Origin of the sequence: Vreelandella zhanjiangensis DSM 21076, from assembly GCF_000377665.1 — a bacterium.
GTDB classification, from domain to species: Bacteria; Pseudomonadota; Gammaproteobacteria; order Pseudomonadales; family Halomonadaceae; genus Vreelandella; species Vreelandella zhanjiangensis.
The window spans coordinates 41,032-62,027 of sequence record NZ_KB898651.1 but is presented as its reverse complement, the minus strand read 5'-3'; the positions used below and the strand labels follow the sequence as shown (position 1 = coordinate 62,027).

The 20,996-nt window shown below is 51.9% G+C and carries 16 protein-coding genes; 14 read left to right on the top strand and 2 right to left on the bottom strand.

Annotated features, from left to right (window positions below; all coding sequences use genetic code 11):
- Positions 1–143: 143 nt before the first annotated feature.
- Complete coding sequence (locus tag D467_RS0112605) at positions 144–2,375, bottom strand: right-handed parallel beta-helix repeat-containing protein (RefSeq protein WP_018917881.1); 2,232 nt, start codon at positions 2,373–2,375, stop codon at positions 144–146.
- Between the two features lie 180 nt (positions 2,376–2,555).
- Positions 2,556–3,575, bottom strand: coding sequence for a lactonase family protein (locus D467_RS0112600; RefSeq protein ID WP_018917880.1), 1,020 nt, complete (start codon positions 3,573–3,575; stop codon positions 2,556–2,558).
- A gap of 215 nt (positions 3,576–3,790) precedes the next feature.
- Between D467_RS0112600 and D467_RS0112595 the strand changes: the two genes are divergently transcribed.
- From D467_RS0112595 to D467_RS0112530, 14 genes are all read left to right on the top strand, one after another.
- On the top strand, positions 3,791–4,945 hold the full coding sequence (locus D467_RS0112595) for a mandelate racemase family protein (RefSeq protein WP_018917879.1): 1,155 nt from the start codon (positions 3,791–3,793) through the stop codon (positions 4,943–4,945).
- A gap of 105 nt (positions 4,946–5,050) precedes the next feature.
- Positions 5,051–6,844 (top strand): sodium:solute symporter family transporter, encoded by a 1,794-nt coding sequence (locus D467_RS0112590; RefSeq protein WP_018917878.1) that lies wholly within the window; start codon positions 5,051–5,053, stop codon positions 6,842–6,844.
- A 355-nt stretch (positions 6,845–7,199) separates the two neighbouring features.
- Positions 7,200–8,018 carry an oligogalacturonate-specific porin KdgM family protein gene (locus D467_RS0112585; protein ID WP_018917877.1) on the top strand — a complete coding sequence of 273 codons (819 nt, stop codon included), beginning with the start codon at positions 7,200–7,202 and terminating at the stop codon, positions 8,016–8,018.
- 29 nt (positions 8,019–8,047) lie between these two features.
- Entirely contained in the window at positions 8,048–8,803 is a 756-nt protein-coding gene (locus D467_RS0112580; RefSeq protein ID WP_018917876.1) for an oligogalacturonate-specific porin KdgM family protein, read from the top strand.
- A 69-nt stretch (positions 8,804–8,872) separates the two neighbouring features.
- Entirely contained in the window at positions 8,873–10,450 is a 1,578-nt protein-coding gene (locus tag D467_RS0112575) for an SGNH/GDSL hydrolase family protein (RefSeq protein WP_018917875.1), read from the top strand.
- 37 nt (positions 10,451–10,487) lie between these two features.
- A complete protein-coding gene (locus D467_RS0112570) occupies positions 10,488–11,585 on the top strand; it encodes a pectinesterase family protein (RefSeq protein WP_018917874.1) in 1,098 nt (365 codons plus the stop codon).
- Between the two features lie 15 nt (positions 11,586–11,600).
- Positions 11,601–13,316 carry a hypothetical protein gene (locus D467_RS0112565; RefSeq protein ID WP_018917873.1) on the top strand — a complete coding sequence of 572 codons (1,716 nt, stop codon included), beginning with the start codon at positions 11,601–11,603 and terminating at the stop codon, positions 13,314–13,316.
- A gap of 310 nt (positions 13,317–13,626) precedes the next feature.
- Positions 13,627–14,544 carry a 5-dehydro-4-deoxyglucarate dehydratase gene (gene kdgD, locus D467_RS0112560; protein ID WP_018917872.1) on the top strand — a complete coding sequence of 306 codons (918 nt, stop codon included), beginning with the start codon at positions 13,627–13,629 and terminating at the stop codon, positions 14,542–14,544.
- A 45-nt stretch (positions 14,545–14,589) separates the two neighbouring features.
- Positions 14,590–15,450: an amidohydrolase family protein gene (locus D467_RS0112555; protein ID WP_018917871.1), complete on the top strand. Its 861-nt coding sequence runs from the start codon at positions 14,590–14,592 to the stop codon at positions 15,448–15,450.
- Between the two features lie 63 nt (positions 15,451–15,513).
- Positions 15,514–16,311, top strand: a complete 798-nt coding sequence (locus tag D467_RS0112550) for an NAD-dependent epimerase/dehydratase family protein (RefSeq protein ID WP_018917870.1) — start codon at positions 15,514–15,516, stop codon at positions 16,309–16,311.
- Between the two features lie 107 nt (positions 16,312–16,418).
- Positions 16,419–17,138, top strand: coding sequence for a FadR/GntR family transcriptional regulator (locus D467_RS0112545; protein ID WP_018917869.1), 720 nt, complete (start codon positions 16,419–16,421; stop codon positions 17,136–17,138).
- 49 nt (positions 17,139–17,187) lie between these two features.
- A complete protein-coding gene (locus D467_RS0112540; RefSeq protein WP_018917868.1) occupies positions 17,188–18,765 on the top strand; it encodes an aldehyde dehydrogenase (NADP(+)) in 1,578 nt (525 codons plus the stop codon).
- 116 nt (positions 18,766–18,881) lie between these two features.
- A complete protein-coding gene (locus tag D467_RS0112535; protein WP_018917867.1) occupies positions 18,882–19,895 on the top strand; it encodes an Ldh family oxidoreductase in 1,014 nt (337 codons plus the stop codon).
- 110 nt (positions 19,896–20,005) lie between these two features.
- Positions 20,006–20,953 (top strand): AEC family transporter, encoded by a 948-nt coding sequence (locus tag D467_RS0112530; protein ID WP_018917866.1) that lies wholly within the window; start codon positions 20,006–20,008, stop codon positions 20,951–20,953.
- The last annotated feature ends 43 nt before the right edge of the window (positions 20,954–20,996 follow it).

Sequence of the window (20,996 nt, the reverse complement as noted above, 5' to 3'; positions counted from 1 at the left end):
TTATTGTTCGCTTGTGCATTGTTAACGGCTCGCATCGTCAGCTGTGTGAAAGTAGCTTAAGCACGCAGTCCTTAAACATCTGGCGCATAAAAAAAGAGTGCTTGTGGCCAACGGTCACCTCAAGCACTCAACCCTACCCATGCTTAATCGAATACTAGCTTTTGAATAGCCAGTGCCCGTTCCCGGCGCTCGCTTTCTGTGCTGGCTTGCTGTTGAAGCAGCGCCTTGATCTCGTTGAGTGTTTCTTCGTCGTAGGGCGATGATTCAGCCTGCGAACTTTCATCCTGGATAAACCAGTTGTCATCATTGATATCGCCGTGGACGCTGTCCAGGTAATCGCTTTCGCTCTCCAGGCGCAGCGATACGTTGCCTGCAAGCTTGGCGGACTCCAGCTGGTCGCCGTAAGGGCTCTGGCGAACAATGAAGTTGAAGCGCTTGTTGTCGATGGCCACGTTGTCGATGATGGATAAAGCGCCCGAGTTGAAGTTATCGGTGAAACCATCCATACCATTATTGAATGAAAGGTTGCCCTTCACCGTGTGGGCGACAGGCAGGCCTTCGCCGCCCAGCTTGAAGCCATTGCCCAGGTTGCCGCCGGTCTGCTGGGTGTTGAAGGTCTGGCCATTGTTGAAAGCAATGGAATTGGTAATGGTTACGGCACCGTTGGGGCCATCCTCTACCTTGTTAAATAGATCCCAGCCATCGTCGATATTGTGGTGCGAGATACAGTGATCGAACGAGTTACCCTCACCAATACGCATCTTGGCGGCAAAGCCGTCGGCGTTGATGCCGGAGGCGTCCTCGTTGTTATAGCTTTCGCTATAGCGCACTGTGTTATGACTTGCCCACAGGGCGCGGCCAACATCAGCGGGCGAGGTTATCTGAAAGCCGGTATCCGGTGCGCTGTGGGTCACGATATGCTCGAACACGTTATGGCTGCCATGAATGATCAAGCGCTCGCCATCGACCTCCAGGTGATCCAACTGCCAGTAATGGGCATTATGCGAGACCATGCCGGTAAAACGCACATCGGCATCTTCGCCTGAAAGCCGCTTAAGTGCGTCTGGCGTGCCGCTGGCGGTCAGGGGGATTTCAATGGCGCCATACTCTCCGTCAGCTAGATGAATGGTGCCTCCAGGGGCAACCAGCGAGATAGCCGATTCCAGGTCCAGCGGATTATTGAGGTCGCCTGGCTGCCCCTCACGTCCGTCCGGTGATACGTAAAGGTTGTAGGGGTCAGAAACGCTTATCGGCTCCAGTGTCAGGGTGGTGTGCTGGGCTTGGGTATCCGGCCCTTCAGAGGGCGAAAAAGTAACGTCCAGCTCGGTGGGCTCGTCTATCTCGAGCGGAAAATGAAACAGTTGGCCGGCTTCTACTTCTTGTGCCTCGCCAAGCGTTTCGCCATCCCGGGCGATGCTGAAGGTACCAGCGTAGTTGGCCAGTGCTTGCAGCGTATAATCCGATGTCGTCACGACGCTGGGTGAGGCGAGTGACCACACAAGCGGCGTTTCTAACGCCTGATACGCCGCAGCTTGCTGGGTGTCGGCATCAGACAGCTCGATGGTGATATCGGAAACGTTGAGCCGGGCATTGCGCGAGGCAAAGAAACCCACGTACTGGTTTTCCGGGTCTTGTACCTCGACCAGGTTGGCTGGCGCCTCGCTTAGCTCATGGCGGTAGGTTTCATCACCATCCTCCAGGGTGACGCTGAAATGTTCGTCGCTGCGCGCAAGGCTCATGCGGTAGGTGTGTTCGCTGCCGTGGGGTATACCTTCAGCATAGTCTTCCCGGCTCAGCAGATTGCCCGGATTTCCCCATGGATCCTGAATACCCTCGCGATATACTGCCGTTGCATTTGCCAGTCCATCGTTCTCCCGCGTATGCGAGCGCATCAAGTTCATGACCATGTTGGAGGCGGCGGGAAATTCTTCATGCCCAGCAGGTTGGGGGTTGGCGCGCGGCGCGCCAATCACATCGCGCACGATAATGCCGGCGCCTTCCTGGCGATTGGGCGTCGCCCCGGTTTCCGGCCCTAGCTGCTCTAATGTAAGCGTTGCTGTGAGTACGAAATTCTTGTCGGTTGGCAGGATGGTGTAATAGAAGGTGCCGCCCTCATGGGAGTTTGCGAGCTTCCCGCCCCGGCTTTCGATCGTCACGTGGTCGAGTAGGGCGCCGGAAGTGACCGGCCCACCGTCGTGGGTCACCTCATTGGTGCCTACTTTTTCAGGCAGAATCGTGGATCCAAAGTTCAGATCAGTTGACTGTCCAAAAGTAATACTCTGCCAGATAAGTTCGTGCGCTTCATCGGCAAGCACCAGAGAGGTGCCGAAGGCAGGCGCGATAACCGTTAATGCAAGCGTCGCTATTTTTTTCATGGATGAACCTTATTTTCATTATGATTATTCAAGCGAGTCTGCTACCTGATAAGGCAGAGCAGAAAAAGTAGATAGACATATAATGGCACTAAAGATAATACATAGTATGTTTGATATCAAAAATTGGCTAAAAGTATTACGACCAGCTTAAACAATATAGAGCCAAGCTAGAGGGTTTACTTATAGCATTTCAATCCAATCGGGGCTCTGGCCTACCGCTATACGATTAATTAACTGTAAATAGCCAGTTTCAGGGTTAATCCGATAACTTGCAATATGATGTGAAAATTGGCCTGCTGCTATGAGGTAATTACCGTCAGGTGTAAGAGCAAATCCTCGGGGGCGGTTTTCTGTAAAAAAATGTTTCTCAAACTCAATGCTTCCATCCAGCGCAACCTTGAATAAGTGTAAGGTCGAGGTTGCCTTTTCTGATGCATAAAGGAAGCGACCATCAGGTGTGATATGGATATCAGCTGACTGAAATGCTTCTTGCTGATCAGGCAAATGAGCTGTTTGAATATGGGTTAATCCTAAAGCGTTATAACGTATAGAATTGATGGTGCCGTTTCTTTCGCCAATAATATAAGCAATAGAGAGAGTCGGGTGATAGGCAATGTGTCTGGGCCCGGTTCCCTCGGAGAGCTGTAGCTGATCAATTCTCTGTAGAGGAAGAGAGATTTTTTCATTGGTTTGAGAAAGCGTCCATTTCCATTGATATATAACGTCTTTACCCAGCCCTGTGGCCAGCACGGTCGAGTTGTCAGGGCTCATGGAAAGCATGTGGGCATTGGCAATATCATTGATATGCTGGGCTGTCTTACCTATACAGCGATCTTCCTGCACTGGATAAATAGAAACATGATGGTCAATAAAAGAGGCGCTTAATAGATGGCTATCGTCGACGCTTGTCTGGATATAGGCCAGATTGGTTTCAATAGGCGTATTGCCTATATGCTGTAAGCTGCCATGTTCATCGATATTATAAGAGGCAATAAAAAAAGGATTTCCTCTGGAAACGGCATACAGTGTCTTTCTGTCACGAGATATAGTAAGTGGCATTGCGCCACCAGGTTTCTGCAAGCCGGGTAATTGTTCGTGGGCACAATATGTGAGCTCACCTGTTGATACTGATAGTTGGATAGTGTAAAGCTCACCACTTAATGCACATCCCACATATAATGCTTGCATTTTATCGTTCATTTGTACTCCTCAGGTCATGGGCTTATTAGTCGGTATATAGCTTAAATCCATATCTATATGTCTCATACTGGTATTGCTAGTGTGTCTTAGTATATTCATACCATTGTCTATATTGTTGTCAGCTTGAGATGTCTCTAATATCAAACATATTATGTATTACCTTAAGTATTCATTACAAATGTACACGCATGCTACCTGCGAGGGCACAAAGCACCATGAAAATCGAATCCATATCTGTAGACGTGATCCGCTATGAGACCAAGGTAGGACGAGACAGTGCAGGCCATGCCCATGCCGGTAAACCCAGCGATGCATACATTGCCATGCTTTCTGTCACCGCCGAAGACGGCGCCAAAGGCTACGCTTTCGCACCTCAGGAGTTGATCCGTCCTTACATCGTTGAAAACTACTTCAAGAAGGCAGCCATCGGTAAGCCTGTGCATGCGCGGGAGCTTATCTGGCAGGATCTTTGGTTACGCCAGCGGGGCAGTGGGGCGCAGCTCACAGACCGTGCCATGGCTATTCTTGACCAGGCGCTTTGGGACCTGGCAGGCCGACAGTTGAACGTACCTGTCTATCAGCTGCTGGGCGGCGCGCGGAATAAGGTGAAAGCCTATGCCAGCACCATGTGTGGTGATGAAACGCAAGGCGGTCTCTCCACGCCGGAAGAGTACGCCCAGTTTGCAGAAACCCTGGTTGCGCGCGGCTATCAAGGCATCAAGCTGCATACCTGGATGCCGCCGGTAAGCTTCGCACCCAGTGTCGAGATGGACATTCGCGCCTGTGAGGCCGTTCGGGAAGCAGTAGGGCCCAATGTGGCGCTCATGCTGGACGGCTATCATTGGTACAACCGCCTCGATGCCCTGAAAATCGGCCGCGCGCTTTCGCGTCTTGACTTCGCCTGGTTCGAAGAGCCGATGCCCGAGGATTCCATGGAGTCCTACCGCTGGCTGACCCAGCAGGTAGATGTGCCGGTTATCGGCCCGGAAACCATTGGCGGAAAGCACCAGAGCCGTGCCAGCTGGGTTCAGCACAATGCCTGCGACATCCTGCGCGCCGGTGTGGCCAACGGCGGGGGTATCACGCCCTGCATCAAGGCGGCGCATCTGGCTGAAGCGTTCGGTATGGACTGCGAAATTCACGGCAACGGCGCGCCGAACCTGGCGGTCGTGGGTGCTATTACCAATTGTCAGTGGTACGAGCGCGGCCTGCTGCACCCGCATATGGATTACGACGAGGCGCCTGCTTATCTGAACGTCATTGTCGATGAAATGGATGCACAAGGCTTCGTTCACTTGCCCGATCGACCAGGTCTGGGTGAAAGCATCAATTTTGATTACATCAAAAACAATACGTCAGAGAGCTATTAGTTCGGCTAACGGCCCGGGCTAGTTCACCGCGTATATTCCAAAGCGCCAGCTTTATAACTATTCGGCAACGCCGATGTTCCAATAATAAAGTGATAAGGGGTTCTTATGAGCGTCGATGTCTGGGTAATATTAATTTACCTTGTCTTTCTGGTAGTCATTGGTTGGGTTTTCAAGAACTTTAATACCAATACCAGTGACTACTTCCGCGGCGGCGGTAACATGCTGTGGTGGCTGGTCGGCTCGACCGCTTTCATGACGCAGTTCTCGGCCTGGACCTTTACGGGGGCGGCTTCCCAGGCCTACGTGAGTGGCTTTGCGATCATCTTCCTGTTCATGGCCAATGCTGCCGGCTATTTTCTGAACTATGTGTATTTTGCGCCACGTTTCAGGCAACTGCGTGTGGTCACAGCCGCTGAAGCATTGAAGATGCGCTACGGCAAGCCCAGTGAGCAGACCTTTATCTGGTTCAGCATGTTCGATGGCCTGGTGTCGGCAGCAACGTGGCTCAGCGCGCTGGCCATCATCACATCGGCCGTTTTCGACGTGCCGCTTGAAACCGTTATCCTGCTGGCCGGCATCGCGGTAGTAGCCATGTCCGTTACCGGTGGCGCCTGGGCAGTAGTAGCCTCTGACTATGTACAGATGCTCATCATCATGTCGGTAACCTTCGTCTGCTTCTTCGTTGCCTGGGGCAATACCGACAGCATCGGCACTATCATCTCAAGCTACGATGGCGAGTTCTTGACCGGCAGTGGATACGGCTATGCATGGCTATTTGGCTTCTGGGTGTTCATGCTGATCATCAAGCAGATCTTCATGATGAACAACACGCTCAACGGCTACCGCTACATGTGTGCCAAGAACAGCAAGAATGCCCGCTATGGCGCGCTATTCACGCTTTGCCTGGCGCTTATCGGGCCGATTGTGTGGTTCTTTCCGGCCTGGTTCATGCACGCCTATAGTCCTGAGTTCGCTCAAAACTTCACTTCGCTGGGTGCCAGCGCTAATGAGGCGGTATTTGTCGCGTTCGTCAGTGAATACATGCCGGCTGGTATGTTGGGTCTTCTGATGGCGGCCATGTTCGCTGCCAGCATGTCCTCCATGGATTCTGGCCTGAACCGTAACGCCGGTTTCTTCGTGCGTAACTTCTATCTCTCGGTCATCAAGCCTCATGCGACCGAAAAGGAAATGCTGCGCGTATCGCGGATCGTCACACTCTGCTTTGGCGCCATCATTATCGGCATCAGTCTGTTCATCAACTCGCTCAAGAGCATGAGCCTGTTTGAAATCCTGCTGACGGCCAGTGCCTTGATCACATTCCCGATCACCATTCCGGCCATGCTTGGATTGATCGTTCGCAAGACACCTGACTGGTCAGGCTGGGGAACGCTGGTAGTAGGCTGCATGGTTTCCTACGCTGTCGGCGCCTGGTTGAGCCCTGAGCTTGTGACCAGTGTGACGGGCATGGAGATCAGTCCGCGCGAGTGGTCCGACTTCCGCGTTGCCTTCGCTATCGGTGCCCACGCCGTTATCACAGGTGGCTTCTTCCTGCTCAGCAGCCTGTTCTACAAGTCTGAAGCACACTCGCCCGAGCGCGCGGCTGAGCGTCAGGAGATGTGGCAGCGCTGGGAGACTCCGGTCGAGAGCACTGATGCCGATCCTGCCGCCGACGCGGTGGACTATGGACAGAAAATCATCCTGGGTCGGCTGATTCTGATTGGCAGTGTCATGGTCATGGGGCTATCGCTACTGCCCAACTCGACCGATGGACGTCTAATCATGTTGCTGTGCGGAGCGTTGCTGCTGGTGCCTGCCGTCCTGATGCTGCTATCCGCTCGTTCTAGCAAACGGGCTATAGACAAGCATCAGCGTTTGAGCCAGCAACCTGCATATAAGTAAGTAGCAGGTTTAAGGTAAGTGGATAGATGGTGGGCAGGTTCAAAGTAGTATTACGGTTTACTGACATAATATGTATGACATGTGATGCTTATTGTTACCTGCCCGTCAACACATTGTTAACCACATAGTAAATGCATCTTGCGCAAGCGTGCCTTTTGTCGCAATGAACACATTGTTATTAAAAGGCAGGCCGCAGATTTATAAAAAGTGAACATGGCGTTATTGGGGTATTGCAATGGTGATGTGCTATGTCCCGCCATCAGGATGCACTTTGGTGCATATCAAACGAGTTAAATGAATATCTGATCTCAATCCTTGGGAGAGATATTTGCTTTCTAACAATAATGGGGAAGTCATGATGTTTCGTGCCTTAAACAAAAAAATAATGGTTGGGCTCTTGCTGGTAACTGCGTCACCAGCACTACTTGCCTCTGAAGGAAGGACAACGCTTCAGCTTGAGCACAATTTCAAGACCACAGACCGTCGACATAATGACTCTGTCAAACTTATTCATCGAATGCCAAGCCAGTGGCAGTTCGAGGTTAAGTTTGGCGCGTCAGGCGGCGGTGGACGTAACTATGATGTTGCTTTTGATGACATGCAAGGTGGTTCTGGTGGGTTGGTTGTTCAGCGTAATTTCAAGCTTGATGACGTCAATACGCTGACACCGCAAGCCGAAGTGTCGTTTGGCAATTCGTCAGTTACTTATCAGGGCGGGGCCAGGTTGTCTCATCGGGTTAACAGTGATTGGTCCGTTTATGGGCGCTACCGCTACGAGTATCGCAGCCGCTCAAATAACGATAGCTATCGGTCAGTGAGGCATAACGATAGCGATATTGATACTGTTTATCGCTCTCAGTCTGATACTGGGCGTCACCGATTTGATACTGGGTTTAGTTGGCGGGCAACCTCCAATTTGCAGTTAGGCTATACCCTCAACGTTTATCTTGGCGAAAATCTGAATAGTTCTTGGAATTATACCGATAACGAATTTGTGCCTAGAGGGTATGCCGCTTTTAACGGTAACCGCTGGGATTACGCCAACGAATTTAAATTACAGTATCGGATGGGGCAGCTAAGTCCCTATTTTGAAGTGCATGATGTTTCTGTTTCTGGAGACTCAAGTTCGCGCCAGGCGCAGGTTAAGTTCGGTATCAAGTATCAATTCGATTGATTTAATAATTACAAATAAGGAGTTAAAGCATGAAAAAGTTTCTTTCTTTAACAGGTATAACGCTGGGCGCGATGCTGGTCGGCAATACAGTTTCAGCCTCGGATACCTATTTTCACTACGAGCATAGTTACGCGACCGAGAATCGCTACCATGGCGACGAATTTGGGATATTTCACCAAACGGATATAGGGGCGTGGGTCGGTGTCGCCATTCGTCTTTATAACCAAGAGAGCGATGCTGTATTGGAAGATGTGGTTTCCAACTCCTATTCGTTGAAAACCGGTTACGACTATGCGCTTAGCCCTGAACTGACGCTTACTCCTAATCTAGAAACACGGTTTTACAGCGGTGGTAGTACAGATCAGGGGTTTGGTGAGGATCCGGGTGATTCTCAAAAGGCAGGCGCCCGCTACACCCCAGGCTTGAAGTTGAGCTGGCAAGCCGCCGAACCACTCAACCTTTATACCCAATACCGTTTCGATTACCGCAAGGTAACGCGCTCTATTGCCGATGAAGGCGAACAGAATCACCGCCGCCACCGCATCGAAGTGGGGGCTGATTACGCAGTGCTGGATAACCTCACGCTTTCTTATACCGCCTACTATTACGACGGCAATTATTGGCTGGCCGACAGTAAAGAGCATGACTACCGCCAGGATTTCGATATTGCTTTGGATGTTACTCCTCAATGGCAGCTCAATCTGGGCGCAGAAGACGTAGCACGCAGTGCCATCGAGAGTGGTCGAGAAGCGCGTATAAAAGCAGGCTTCACTTACCTTTTTTAATGACTGTTCCCCCAACGCTGGTTGTCAGGGTTGGGCATGTTCAGGGTTTAGAAGCTCGGGAGAATAATAATGCGTAACCCCGTAAAATTAGCCGTTTTATTATGCACGCTGCCGGTAGCTGCCCAGGCCGCTACCGTTCTGGAAGGTAGAGCAATTGCTGAAAAGCCCTTTGCTGATGCAAAGGTAACCATCATTGATAGTACGGGTAAACAGTTAGACACGATGACGGATAGCACGGGCCATTATCGTATTGATATTGATAGCTTAAGCCCGCCCTTGACGCTTTCTGTCATGGACAATGGCGAATCAGCTGACTGCCTTAACAGCGATATCCGCCGCGCCCGCTGTATGGCTTCATTGCTGGTTGATGTCCAGGACGATGCCATCAATACCGCCAACATTACTCCCTTTAGTGACCGCATCGTAGCCGAAGTGGCAGGAGAGCTGGGCTATGTAGGTCCCCAGCAATGGGTAGAACGCGGGGACCCTAGTGAGCTGAATGCACAACTGCTGGACGAGCCCCTGGCTAATTTCCAGCAGGGCATGGCAGGAGCACTCAGCGAATTGGCCATGCCGGTAGACGTTGACCCCGTACGTACGCCTATTCAGGCGGGGGATGGCATGACCCAGCTGTTATCGGTCATCAACCATAACCGGGGTTATCACAACGACAGTGGTGAAGCGGGCAGTACGATTCTGACCGATAGTGCGTTTCGCCCGATAGTAGGTCTACAGAACCACGGGCCGTGGGAGCCCTTCGATCTACAGCGCGCTCTACGCGATAAAGAGGCAATTACCGAAGCACAAACGCGCATTCTGATCGTTAGTGATTCAACAGCCGCGACCTACGAAGTTAGCCGCTTGCCCCGAATGGGCTGGGGGCAGGTGTTTCATGAGCAGTTCCAGCCAGAGAGCGGAGTCGTGATACTCAACGGCGCGCGAGCAGGGCGTTCCAGCCGAGATTTCTACAACGAGGGCTGGTACCAGCAAATGGCTCAGTACCTGGAGCCGGGCGATTATGTGCTGATAGCGCATGGCCATAATGACCAGAACTGCAATAGTGAAAAACCGGTTCGCGGCGCTGCGGATGTTCGCAATCTGTGTACTTATCCCAACGATGCAGAGGGTAACCCCCAGTATCCGGAAGGTCGGCCGGAAATGTCGTTTCAGCACTCGCTAGAGCGCTATATCACCCTGGCGCGTGACAACGATGCGATTCCCGTACTGTTGACACCTACCACTCGCGTTAAAAATGAAGCAGGCAAGACGGCTTTCGTAAACGGGCCAGATGATAGGGTCGTAAGCAGCCACTTTACACGTGACCGTGAGGGCTACCTTTTCAGCGGCGATTACGTCGCCACCATCAAGCAGACTGCCAGCGATAATCAGGTGCCTCTGATCGACCTGGAAGATGAAACCATTGCATTTGCCAATGCGCATGCCGATGACTGGATGGATTATTGGCTGGCGGTCGATGCCGAAGACCCCCGCTACCCTTGGTACCACACCCAGACCGCGGGCATTCGCACTAATCCTGATACTACCCACTTCCAGCAACGAGGAGCCGAAGCGGTTGCCAGCATAGTGGCTGAGCAAATCCAGCAAACACCCGAGTTGAGCACGCTGGCAGCGCGACTGAAGCCTTGAAAGCATACAACTATAAGCATAAAAATGAGGGTTTATCATGAACTCACGCCTATTTTCTTATCCTCTACTAGCGACATTAATTACCAGTACTTTGTCAGGGGCGGTTTACGCGAATGGCGACGAATGGAATGCGATCGTTTCTCTAACCCCTCAGCCCGGACAGTACGCCACTATTACTGAAGCGCTTGCTGCAGCCCCTGAAAGTAATAATGCGTGGCGCATTTTCATCGAAGATGGCCGCTGGAACGAGCGTCTGATCATTTCCAAGCCTGTGACGTTGATAGGTGAGTCGCGCGAGGACACCATCATTGAAGCGGATACGCCTGCCGGGGCGTTGGATGCCAACGGCGCAAAGCTTGGCACCTCACGCACAAGCACGGTCGACGTTAAAGCGACGGGCGTGACCATGGAAAATCTGACGATTCGTAACAGTTTTGATTACCCAGCCAACAAAGCGCTACCCGAAGGGGATCCTAATAAACTTCGTGATACCCAGGCCGTTGCGCTGATGCTTTCCAACGATGCCGATCAAGCCCGGTTTCGCAATGTTCGGCTGGAAGGTTATCAGGATACTTTCTATAGCAAGACAGGGAGTCGCAGCTACTTTACCGATTGTGAAATAAGTGGGCATGTCGACTTTATCTTCGGGTCTGGTGTAGCGGTTTTCGATAACTGCGACATCATTGCGCGTAATCGCGATGATATAGCTCCGCCGCTTGGGTATATCACCGCTCCTTCTACGAATTCTGCGCAAGAGTTTGGACTGATTTTCCTCAATAGCCGGATCATCAAAGAAGAGGGCGTACCCGCTGGAAGCTTTGCTCTGGGCCGCCCCTGGCATCCGACTACTCAATTCGAGGATGGTCGTTACGCCGATCCTGAGGCGATTGGCCTAGCTGCCTTCATCAACAGCGAGATCGATGACCATATTTACGGCTGGGATCGTATGTCGGGCACTGCCAGGTCCGGCGACAAGGTCTGGTTCTACCCCGAAGACAGTCGTTTTTATGAGTTTGGTAATCGTGGACCAGGTGCCGGGCAGGGTGGTGAGCATTATCAGCTCAGTGCTTCGGATGCCGAACGCTACACCCTTGATGCTTTCTTCGCTGGCTGGGAGCCAGAGCTACTCAATTAATCCGGAGCAACTAAAATGAATCTTCGTTTAGCCTTTAGAACATGCTGTGTACTGACTCTGGCGGCCAGTTATAACGTTTACGCTGACAGTGAGCGCTTGCAGGCGGTGCAGGCCTTTGCCGACACCGTGTTGGATCAGGCGAGTGATCACTACCACGGTGACAATCCTTCTCCGCTGCTGGCGAGCGGTGTCAATCCGCGTAACGGCGAGCAGTTGGAGTGGGTGTTCCCCGACGGAAGTACGGCAGTACTGTCCAACTTCTCTGCACAGCAGAATCTAATGCGCGTGTTGGTAGGGTTAAGTAACTTGACCGGTGACGAGCGTTACCGTGAGCAAGCCAAAGCCAACGTGCGTTATTACTTCGATAACTACCAAAATGATGGAGGACTGCTGTACTGGGGCGGTCACCGCTTCGTCGATATGAAAACGCTTGAGCCGGCAGGGCCCAGCGAAAAGGAGATGGTTCACGAGCTTAAAAACGCTTACCCCTACTATGAGCTGATGTTCGAAGTTGACCCAGACGCGACAATGGCGTTTATCCGCGGCTTCTGGAACGCCCATGTCTACGATTGGGAAGCCCTGGAAACCAGCCGTCACGGTGAGTACGGGCTGGAAATGGGAGCGCTATGGGATAGCGATTTCACCCAGCAGCCGCCGTTCTTTGCAACCCGGGGCTTGAGTTTTCTAAACACAGGCAATGATCTGATCTATTCGGCAGGTCTGCTCTACCACTATAACGACGAACCCGGTGCATTAACCTGGGCCAAGCGCCTTGCCGAGCAGTACGTGTTGCCGCGTAATCCTGAAACAGGGCTTGGCGTCTATCAGTTCACTCAGCCGCTTAAACGCGATGAAACGGACGACGATAGCGATACGCTCTCCAAGTACGGTGACCGTGCCCAGCGCCAGTTTGGCCCTGAATTTGGTCCCGATGCCCTGGAAGGCAATATGCTGGTGCGCGGGCGCACCGGTACCATCTACTCAGAAAATCCATTAATGCAGTTGGCATTGGCGGAATCACTGGGTGACGATGGTGAAGAACTCAAGAAGTGGACGCTAGATGGCTTAAAGGCGTTCGCCCAGTACGCCTACGATGAAGAAACAAATACCTTCCGGCCCATGATTGCTGACGGAACGGATCTTTCCAACTATACGCTGCCGCGTGATGGCTACTACGGTAAACAAGGTACGGTATTAGAGCCCTACACGGCAGGCAGTAACTTTATGCTCTCTTACGCACGTGCCTACACGCTAGAGCAGGATGCTGACCTGTGGCGAGTTGCCCGCGGGATAGCGAAAGGTCGAGAGCTTGGCGATATTGGCGATATGGGTGGGCAGAATTCGCAGGTCAATCTGGATACCAGCAACAGCGATCCCTATTCGATTTTCGCACTGATCGATTTATGGCAGGCGACCCAACAGCAGGCCTATCTGGATCTGGCCGAGAAAGTCGCTGACAACATTCTTGAAAATAAGCGCGTCAACGACTTCTTCGTAAGAAACCAGGAGGTGGAATACGCTGAAATCGATAGTATCGACCCCTATGCGATACTGGCATTGGAAGCGGCGCAGCGGGGCGAAACTGAGGCGGTAGCACCGTTCCTTAACGGTGGCGGCTTTACCGAGGGCGCTTATCGAATGGCGAATGGCGATGTTCGCTACTCGACCACTGATAATGAGCTGTTCTCGCTTAAGCCGGGCGAAGAGCTTAAACCTAACGGTAAACGATAGTTTTGGTGGTCCCATAGCCATTAGATAAGGTGGCTATGGGGTTGCAAATAGGCATGTGATAACAGCTTATTGATGTCTCGGAGCACTATATTCTTTCAGGCCTCTTACTGGTTAGGCTTGAAGATATCTGCTCCGAGGCTGCTTGCTTAAGCAGTAATAATTAAAGTTGTAACGATATATTGAACGGCACATCTGCAGGGCTAAATATTGATAGTGATTGAATATTCATCAAATTGATATTGAACCAGTCTCTGCTTCCCCTTATAGTTGTGTGATGTATTACAACATGACATGACACAGGAATGATATTATGAATTTTTCACGCGAAAACACCTTGGCTTCTATTTCAAATGGCTTGCTGTCTTTTCCAATTACGGATTTTGACAGCCAGGGCCGATTTGACCGCGAGAGCTATCAGGATCGCCTGAAGTGGTTTGTAAGCCATGAAATTTCCGCCGTGTTTGTTGCTGGCGGAACGGGTGAGTTCTTTAGCTTATCGCTGGAAGATTTCCGCGACGTGGTGACGACGGCAGTTGAAACCATTGGTGGTCAGTTGCCTGTTATTGCCAGCGCAGGCCAAAGCGTTGAGATGGCGAAAGCGCAGGCCAAAATTGCTGAAGAAGCGGGGGCTGACGGCATTCTCTTGATGCCTCCCTATCTGACGGAGTGCCCCCAGGACGGTTTGGTCGACTATGCGCGTGAAGTGTGTAACAGCACGTCTATTAACGTTATCTACTACAACCGTGGTAATGGCATTATGAATGCCGAGGCGGTTCAGCAGTTAGCAGATGCGTGTCCAAACCTGATTGGTCTTAAAGATGGTAAAGGCGATATTCAGGCGCTGAACAAGATCGTTAAAACAGTCGGTGACCGCCTGGCGTACATTGGAGGCGTACCTACCGCCGAGATTTTTGCTGAAGCCTACTTGTCGATCGGTGTTAATACGTACTCGTCGGCAGTGTTTAATTTCGTACCGGATATGGCATCAACGTTTTATAAAGCATTACGGGCAGGCGAGCATAAGACCGTAAAAGCGATTACCCGGGATTTCTTTATTCCGTTTGTCGATCTACGCGATCAGAAGAAAGGCTATGCCGTTAGTTTGATCAAGCTGGGCGCTGACATTATCGGCAAGCCAGCAGGTAAGGTGCGTGCACCGCTGGTGATGCCTTCAGAGTCAGAGCGCAAGCAATTGATCGACTTGATCAATGTGGCCAAACAATATTAAAGGCCGTTACAGCAGAAACCTTTATACAAGTCATTAGGAGACATGATGTCGATTCCAGAAAACACCCGTCCGTTAACTGGGCCAGCCCCGCGTTTCAAAGCACCAGCGGGAGCAACAGATTGTCATGTTCACGTTTTTCTACCCGGTTTCGAGGCTCAAGAAGGCGGGCCGCAAATTGCTGAGTTGGCCACGGTAGACAACTATCGTCAGCTACAGCAGTGGTTAGGGTTGGAGCGTGTGGTTATTACACAGCCGAATGCCTATCAAACCAACAACGCTGCCTTGGTCGAAGCGTTAAAGCAGTTTGGCCCCAACGTTGCTCGTGCCATTGCGGTCATTACGCCTGACACTACACAGAGTGAGCTTGAGCGGTTACATGAGAAGGGCGTACGCGGTGCTCGTATCATGCAGTTACCAGGCGGTGCGGTAGGTATTGATCGCATGCTGGCTGTGGAAGAGGTTATCCAGAATATGGGATGGCATCTGATGGTCCAGTTCAACGGCCGTGATCTGCCTGACTACCATGAAGAGCTGCAAAAGATTAAAGGACGCTACATTATCGACCATATCGGCAAGTTCATTGCCCCAGTGTCTGCCGATGACCAGCGTGTTGATGACATCCTGCGTTTGATCGATAAGGGTAATGCATGGTTCAAGATCTGTGGCGCTTATGAAACCAGCTTGACGGGCGGCCCGGATTACTCAGACGTATCGCCGATTGCCAAACGCGTTATCCAGCATGCACCCGACCGGATTATTTGGGGATCGAACTGGCCCCACGTTGGCGTTAATCGGGCGCAGTACCCAAGCGATGCTGAGCAGCTGGACATCCTATTGGACTGGGCTGACGCAGTAACACAGAAGAAAATATTGGTAGACAACCCGGCGTTTCTCTACGACTTCTAATTATAAGCAGGTTGTTGTTAACTATTTGATATCTAGTAACTATAAGATGAGCAGGAGATGGGTATGTTAAACAGATTATTAGTGACCGGTGCTGCAGGTGGTGTGGGGAAAGCGATTCGTCCTTACTTGACCAAACTTGCCAAGAATGTTCGCCTTTCCGATATTTCAGATATCCCAGATCCGGCTTCTCATGAAGAAGTAATGGTCTGTGATCTGGCCGATTATGAAGGTGTAAAAGCGCTGGTAGATGGCTGTGACGGTATTATCCACCTGGGTGGCGTCTCTGTTGAAAAGCCTTGGGAAGGTATTTTACAGTCAAATATCATTGGTACTTACAATCTTTATGAAGCGGCGCGCCATTTGAACAAGCCCCGCATCATTTTTGCCAGCTCAAACCATACCATTGGTTTTTACGAGCGCACTCAGAAAATCGATACCCGGGTACCGCGCCGGCCTGATTCGATTTACGGTCTTTCAAAGTGTTTTGGCGAAGACCTGGCGAGTCTCTACTTCGATAAGTTTGGTATTGAAACGTTAAGTATTCGGATTGGCTCCTGTTTCCCCAAGCCAGCTGATGCTCGGATGTTGGCAACCTGGCTACATCTCGAAGACTTGATGGATCTGTTCGAGCGTGCGTTCCAGGCGCCCAAGTTGGGTAACACCGTTATTTATGGCGCGTCAGACAATGCTGAGCAGTGGTGGGACAATCAGCTAGTTTCGTTTCTGGGTTGGAAGCCGCGCCATAGCTCTGAACAGTGGCGTGAGGAAATTGAATCACGGGGTAACTTAGTTGACCCCAATTCGCCGGAAGTGATCTATCAGGGCGGTAAGTTCGCCGCTACCGGCCACCCGGATGACTGATAGTCATATGTATGATTAAAAAAAGCAGTAGATGCTATATAGTACTAGGCACTACGGAGGGCATTAAACAAGCCTGAAACTTTGATATCAGTGAGAGTTGGTTAAGCATGAATAGTCTTGGCATAAAACCTTTAGTGCATGGTGGCAGCTTGTCGCGGCAGGTCTCCCAGCAGTTGGAAAGCATTATTGCAGGCCAGGAAATTCCGGTAGGTGACAAGCTCCCTCCAGAGGGAGCGTTGTGCGACATGTTCGGTGTTAGCCGTACGGTCATACGTGAAGCCATCACTCACCTAAAGTCTCAAGGGCTTGTGGAAACCCGTCGCGGGATCGGAACACGTGTACTGCGTTCAGTTCCTGAACATAAAAATCCTGAAAAGAAAATTCAGCTAAGCACGATTGAGGATATCTTAAACATTCTCGAGCTACGTCTCACTATTGAGCCAGAAGTAGCGGCATTAGCGGCCAGCAGGCACGATGAGCAGGACAAGCAGCGTCTGATAGATCTTCACCAAAAGTTCCTTCAAGCGTGCAAACACACTACGCAAGCGCGTGATGAAGATCTGGCTTTTCATGCCGCTATTGCTCAAGCAACGCATAACCCGGCATTCGTGACTATTTATGAACAGTGGGATGTCGGTGCTATACCACGCGCAAAGTTGATGTCAGTAGAGTTGGGCTCGCAAACGACTTACCAGTACCTGGAAAAAGTGAGCCAAGAGCACGCAGACATTCTCGAGGCAATTCTGGCACGCGATTCAAAGGCGGCAAATGCCGCCATGTATCAACATCTGAACCGTGCATACAAAACGTATTATTCATACAAGTAGGTGCGTTTGATGGTGGCGCCCTACGCGAATCTACTAGGAGAGATCGACCATGGCATTGGAAGGCAAACTCTTAATCGGTCAGCAGGCTGTCGCCGGCACACGTAAGAACATCCAAGCCACCAACCCGTCAACGGGCGAGCTGCTTGATCCGGTCTACGTAGGCGGCGATCGAAGCCACGTTGAACAGGCAACGCAGCTTGCCTGGGATGCATTTGATACCTATCGCGAAACTTCACTGGAAGCACGCGCCACCTTTCTTGAAACCATTGCCAATGAGATTGAAGCGATCGGTGATGAGTTGATTGAGCGTGCCATGTCGGAATCCGGTCTGCCGCAAGCACGTCTTGCCGGCGAGCGCGGCAGAACTTGTGGTCAGCTACGCTTATTTGCATCGGTAGTGCGCGCCGGTGAATGGTTGGATGTGCGTATCGATCCCGCCATGCCGGATCGTCAGCCGTTACCGCGTGCTGATTTACGCCAGCGTCATATCGCATTAGGGCCTGTGGCTGTGTTCGGTGCCAGCAACTTCCCGCTGGCATTCTCTGTCGCGGGTGGTGATACCGCCTCTGCGCTGGCGGCGGGCTGCCCGGTAATCGTGAAGGGGCATTCCGCTCACCCCGGTACATCCGAGCTGGTGGGTCGGGCGATCCAAAAAGCAGTGAAAGCCTGCAACCTGCCGGAAGGCGTGTTCTCGCTGCTGTTTGGTTCGGGTAATGAAATTGGTCAGGCGCTGGTCACCGACTCACGTATTCAGGCGGTAGGTTTCACCGGATCGCGCAGTGGCGGTACGGCGCTGATGCAGGCGGCGCAAAATCGCCCTCAGCCTATCCCGGTTTACGCTGAGATGAGCAGTATCAACCCGGTCTTTTTGCTACCCGAAGCCCTGAAAGCTAATAGCCAGGCGCTGGGCGAGGCATTCGTTGGCTCACTCAACATGGGCGCTGGCCAGTTCTGCACTAGCCCCGGTTTGGTGATTGCTGTCAAAGGCCCCGATCTGGATTCCTTTATTCAGTCGGCGCAAAAAGCGGTGCAGGGCAGCGGTGCGCAAACCATGCTGACTCCTGGCATCCATGAGGCCTATCAGAAAGGTGTCTCCGCGCTGAGCAGTGAAGCCAACGTACGTGAAATCGCGCGTGGGGAAACCGGTAGCGGTAGCTACCAGTGCCAAACCGGCCTATTCGCCACCTCGGCAAGCAACTTCCTTGCCTCTGAAGTGCTTCAGGAAGAGGTGTTTGGCGCGAGTTCACTGATCATTGAGTGCCAGGATATGGCCGAAGTGAAGCGAGTTGCCGAGCAGCTGGAAGGCCAGCTAACCGCGACACTCCATATGACGGATGGGGATGTCGATACCGCGAAGGGCTTGATCCCTACACTGGAGCGTAAAGCAGGGCGTATTCTTGCCAATGGCTGGCCAACAGGCGTTGAGGTATGCCACGCCATGGTACACGGCGGACCTTACCCTTCGACGTCGGATAGCCGCACTACCTCGGTAGGTACCGCCGCGATCAAGCGTTTCCTGCGCCCGGTATGCTATCAGTCACTGACCGAAGCGCTGCTGCCGGAAGCCTTGCGTGAAGGCAATCCTTTGAAGGTTAGCCGGCTGGTTGATGGCAAGCGGGAAGCGTAGTCCAGCGTTAGTAACGGTGGCTTGTTAATAACGAGCTAACCCATAAGATATAAAGCAGGTAAGCAATTACCTGCTTTTTTAACGCCTGCATCTAATAAAAATGAAGAGAGCCGATGATGAGTGAAACAATTACTATTTCTCTGCAGGATGCTGAATCCCTGAGCCTTAACGTGCTTCAGCATAACGGATATAACCAGGCCCATGCACAAGCCATTACGCGCAATGTGATTACAGTTCAGCGCGATGAATGCCATTCCCATGGTTTATATCGTCTGATCGGTTGTGTTCAAACGGCGCTCAATGGCGGCGTTGATACGCACGCCGTACCGGAAGTAATTGATCAGGCGCCTAGCGTGGTTAAGGTCAATGCCCGCCAGGGTAACTCCTTGTTAGCGTTTGAAATGGGTAAAGAACGGCTTGTAGAAAAAGCCAGGCAAACAGGGCTAGCCGCGCTGGCAATCAATAACGCCTTTCACTTTTCAGCCCTATGGCCTGAGGTCGAGGCCCTTTCAAGTGAGGGGCTCATTGGCATTGCCATGACACCCAGCCACGCTTTTGTAGCGCCAGCGGGTGGCACGAAGCCTTTGCTTGGCACCAACCCTATCGCCTTTTCCTGGCCGCGGCCGGGCGGCACGCCGTATACATTTGATTTTGCGACCAGTGTGGTGGCACGCGGTGAGATTGAACTGCATAAGCGCGCAGGTAAGCAGATTCCCACCGGCTGGGCAATTGATGCTCAAGGTGAAGCGACGACCAGCCCTGTGGATGCGCTGGCGGGGGCGATGCTCACGTTTGGCGGGTATAAGGGCTCGGCGCTATCTACCATGATTGAGCTATTAGCCGGGCCGCTAATTGGTGATGTATTGGGCCATGAAACCCAGCCCGCCAACGAACAGAAAACCGGCAAGCCGTTCCATGGCGAGCTGATTATTGCCATATCGCCGGATGTTTTCCTGGGCCAAGATGCTGCTCGTCATCTTCAGCATGCTGAAGTGCTGTTTGAAAACATTGTAGGCCAAGGCGCTCGGCTACCCTCACAGCGCCGCTTTGAGGCCCGAGAAAATAGCCTGCGTAATGGTATAACCCTACCCAAAGCGCTTTATGATGAGCTCATCGCACTGACCCATTGATTTACCGAGAGTAAATAGCGCTTTCGTTATACGACAGCGCTTTTATGGTCTGCTTTATATCGTTAGGAACAGACGCTTCATGAGGATCAACGCTCGTATGGATACGCCGCATGTTTGAAGTTGCCGCCATCATCACGCCTATCTTTTTATTGATTGGTGTTGGCTATTTTTCCATGCGGATCCGCATTCTTAACCGCGAGCAAATGCAGGGAGTGGGCCGATTTGTGCTGTATATCGCCCTCCCTGCACTTCTAATCCGCGCCATTACCCAGAACCCTCTGGAAGAAGTTTTCAATATCAACTACCTGCTGGCCTACGGGCTAGGCTCGCTGGGTGTTTTCGGATTAGCGCTTGGGTACACCGTCATGCTGAAAAAACAGCCACTGACCACCGGAAGTATTAGCGCGCTGGGGATGTCGATGTCCAATAGCGCGTTTAGTGGCTACCCGGTCGCGGTGATGATTATCGGCCCGCCTGCGGCTAATTTTTTAGCCTTGAATATGATAATCGAGAACCTGCTGATCATTCCGCTGGCGCTTATCCTGGCCGAAACGGGTCAGCAGGCCGGGCGAGGTGTTATAAAATCACTCCAAAAAACGCTCAAACAACTGATTAAAAATCCTATTCTCATTGGCTTGTTTATCGGGGTACTGATCGCCGTTACCGACACACACCTGCCCGGTCCGGTTACCCAGGCGGTCGATATGCTGGCAAAAGCGGCCGGCCCTGCCGCGCTATTTGCAATTGGCGGCGCGCTTTATGGTCTGCAGGTTCGCGGCGTAGTGGGGGAAGTGAGCCAAATCGTTACCGGTAAGCTTATTATTCATCCGCTGGGTGTATTGATTTGCATGTGGCTGATTGCGGGTAACGATCCGTTGCTTATCGCAGGTGCCTTGCTGTTTGCCAGTGCGCCGATGGCAAGTGTCTTTCCGCTGCTGGGTCAGCGTTATGGCATGGGCAATGTGGCCGCTGGCGCCCTTATGGCTTGCACGCTTATGTCGTTTATAACCATCAGCGTTATCGTCGGCTTAATGACTTATTTTGGGGTATTGGCTTGATGGGTAGCCCCTTCCCTGATGAATGCACGGCTCTGTTACTTAA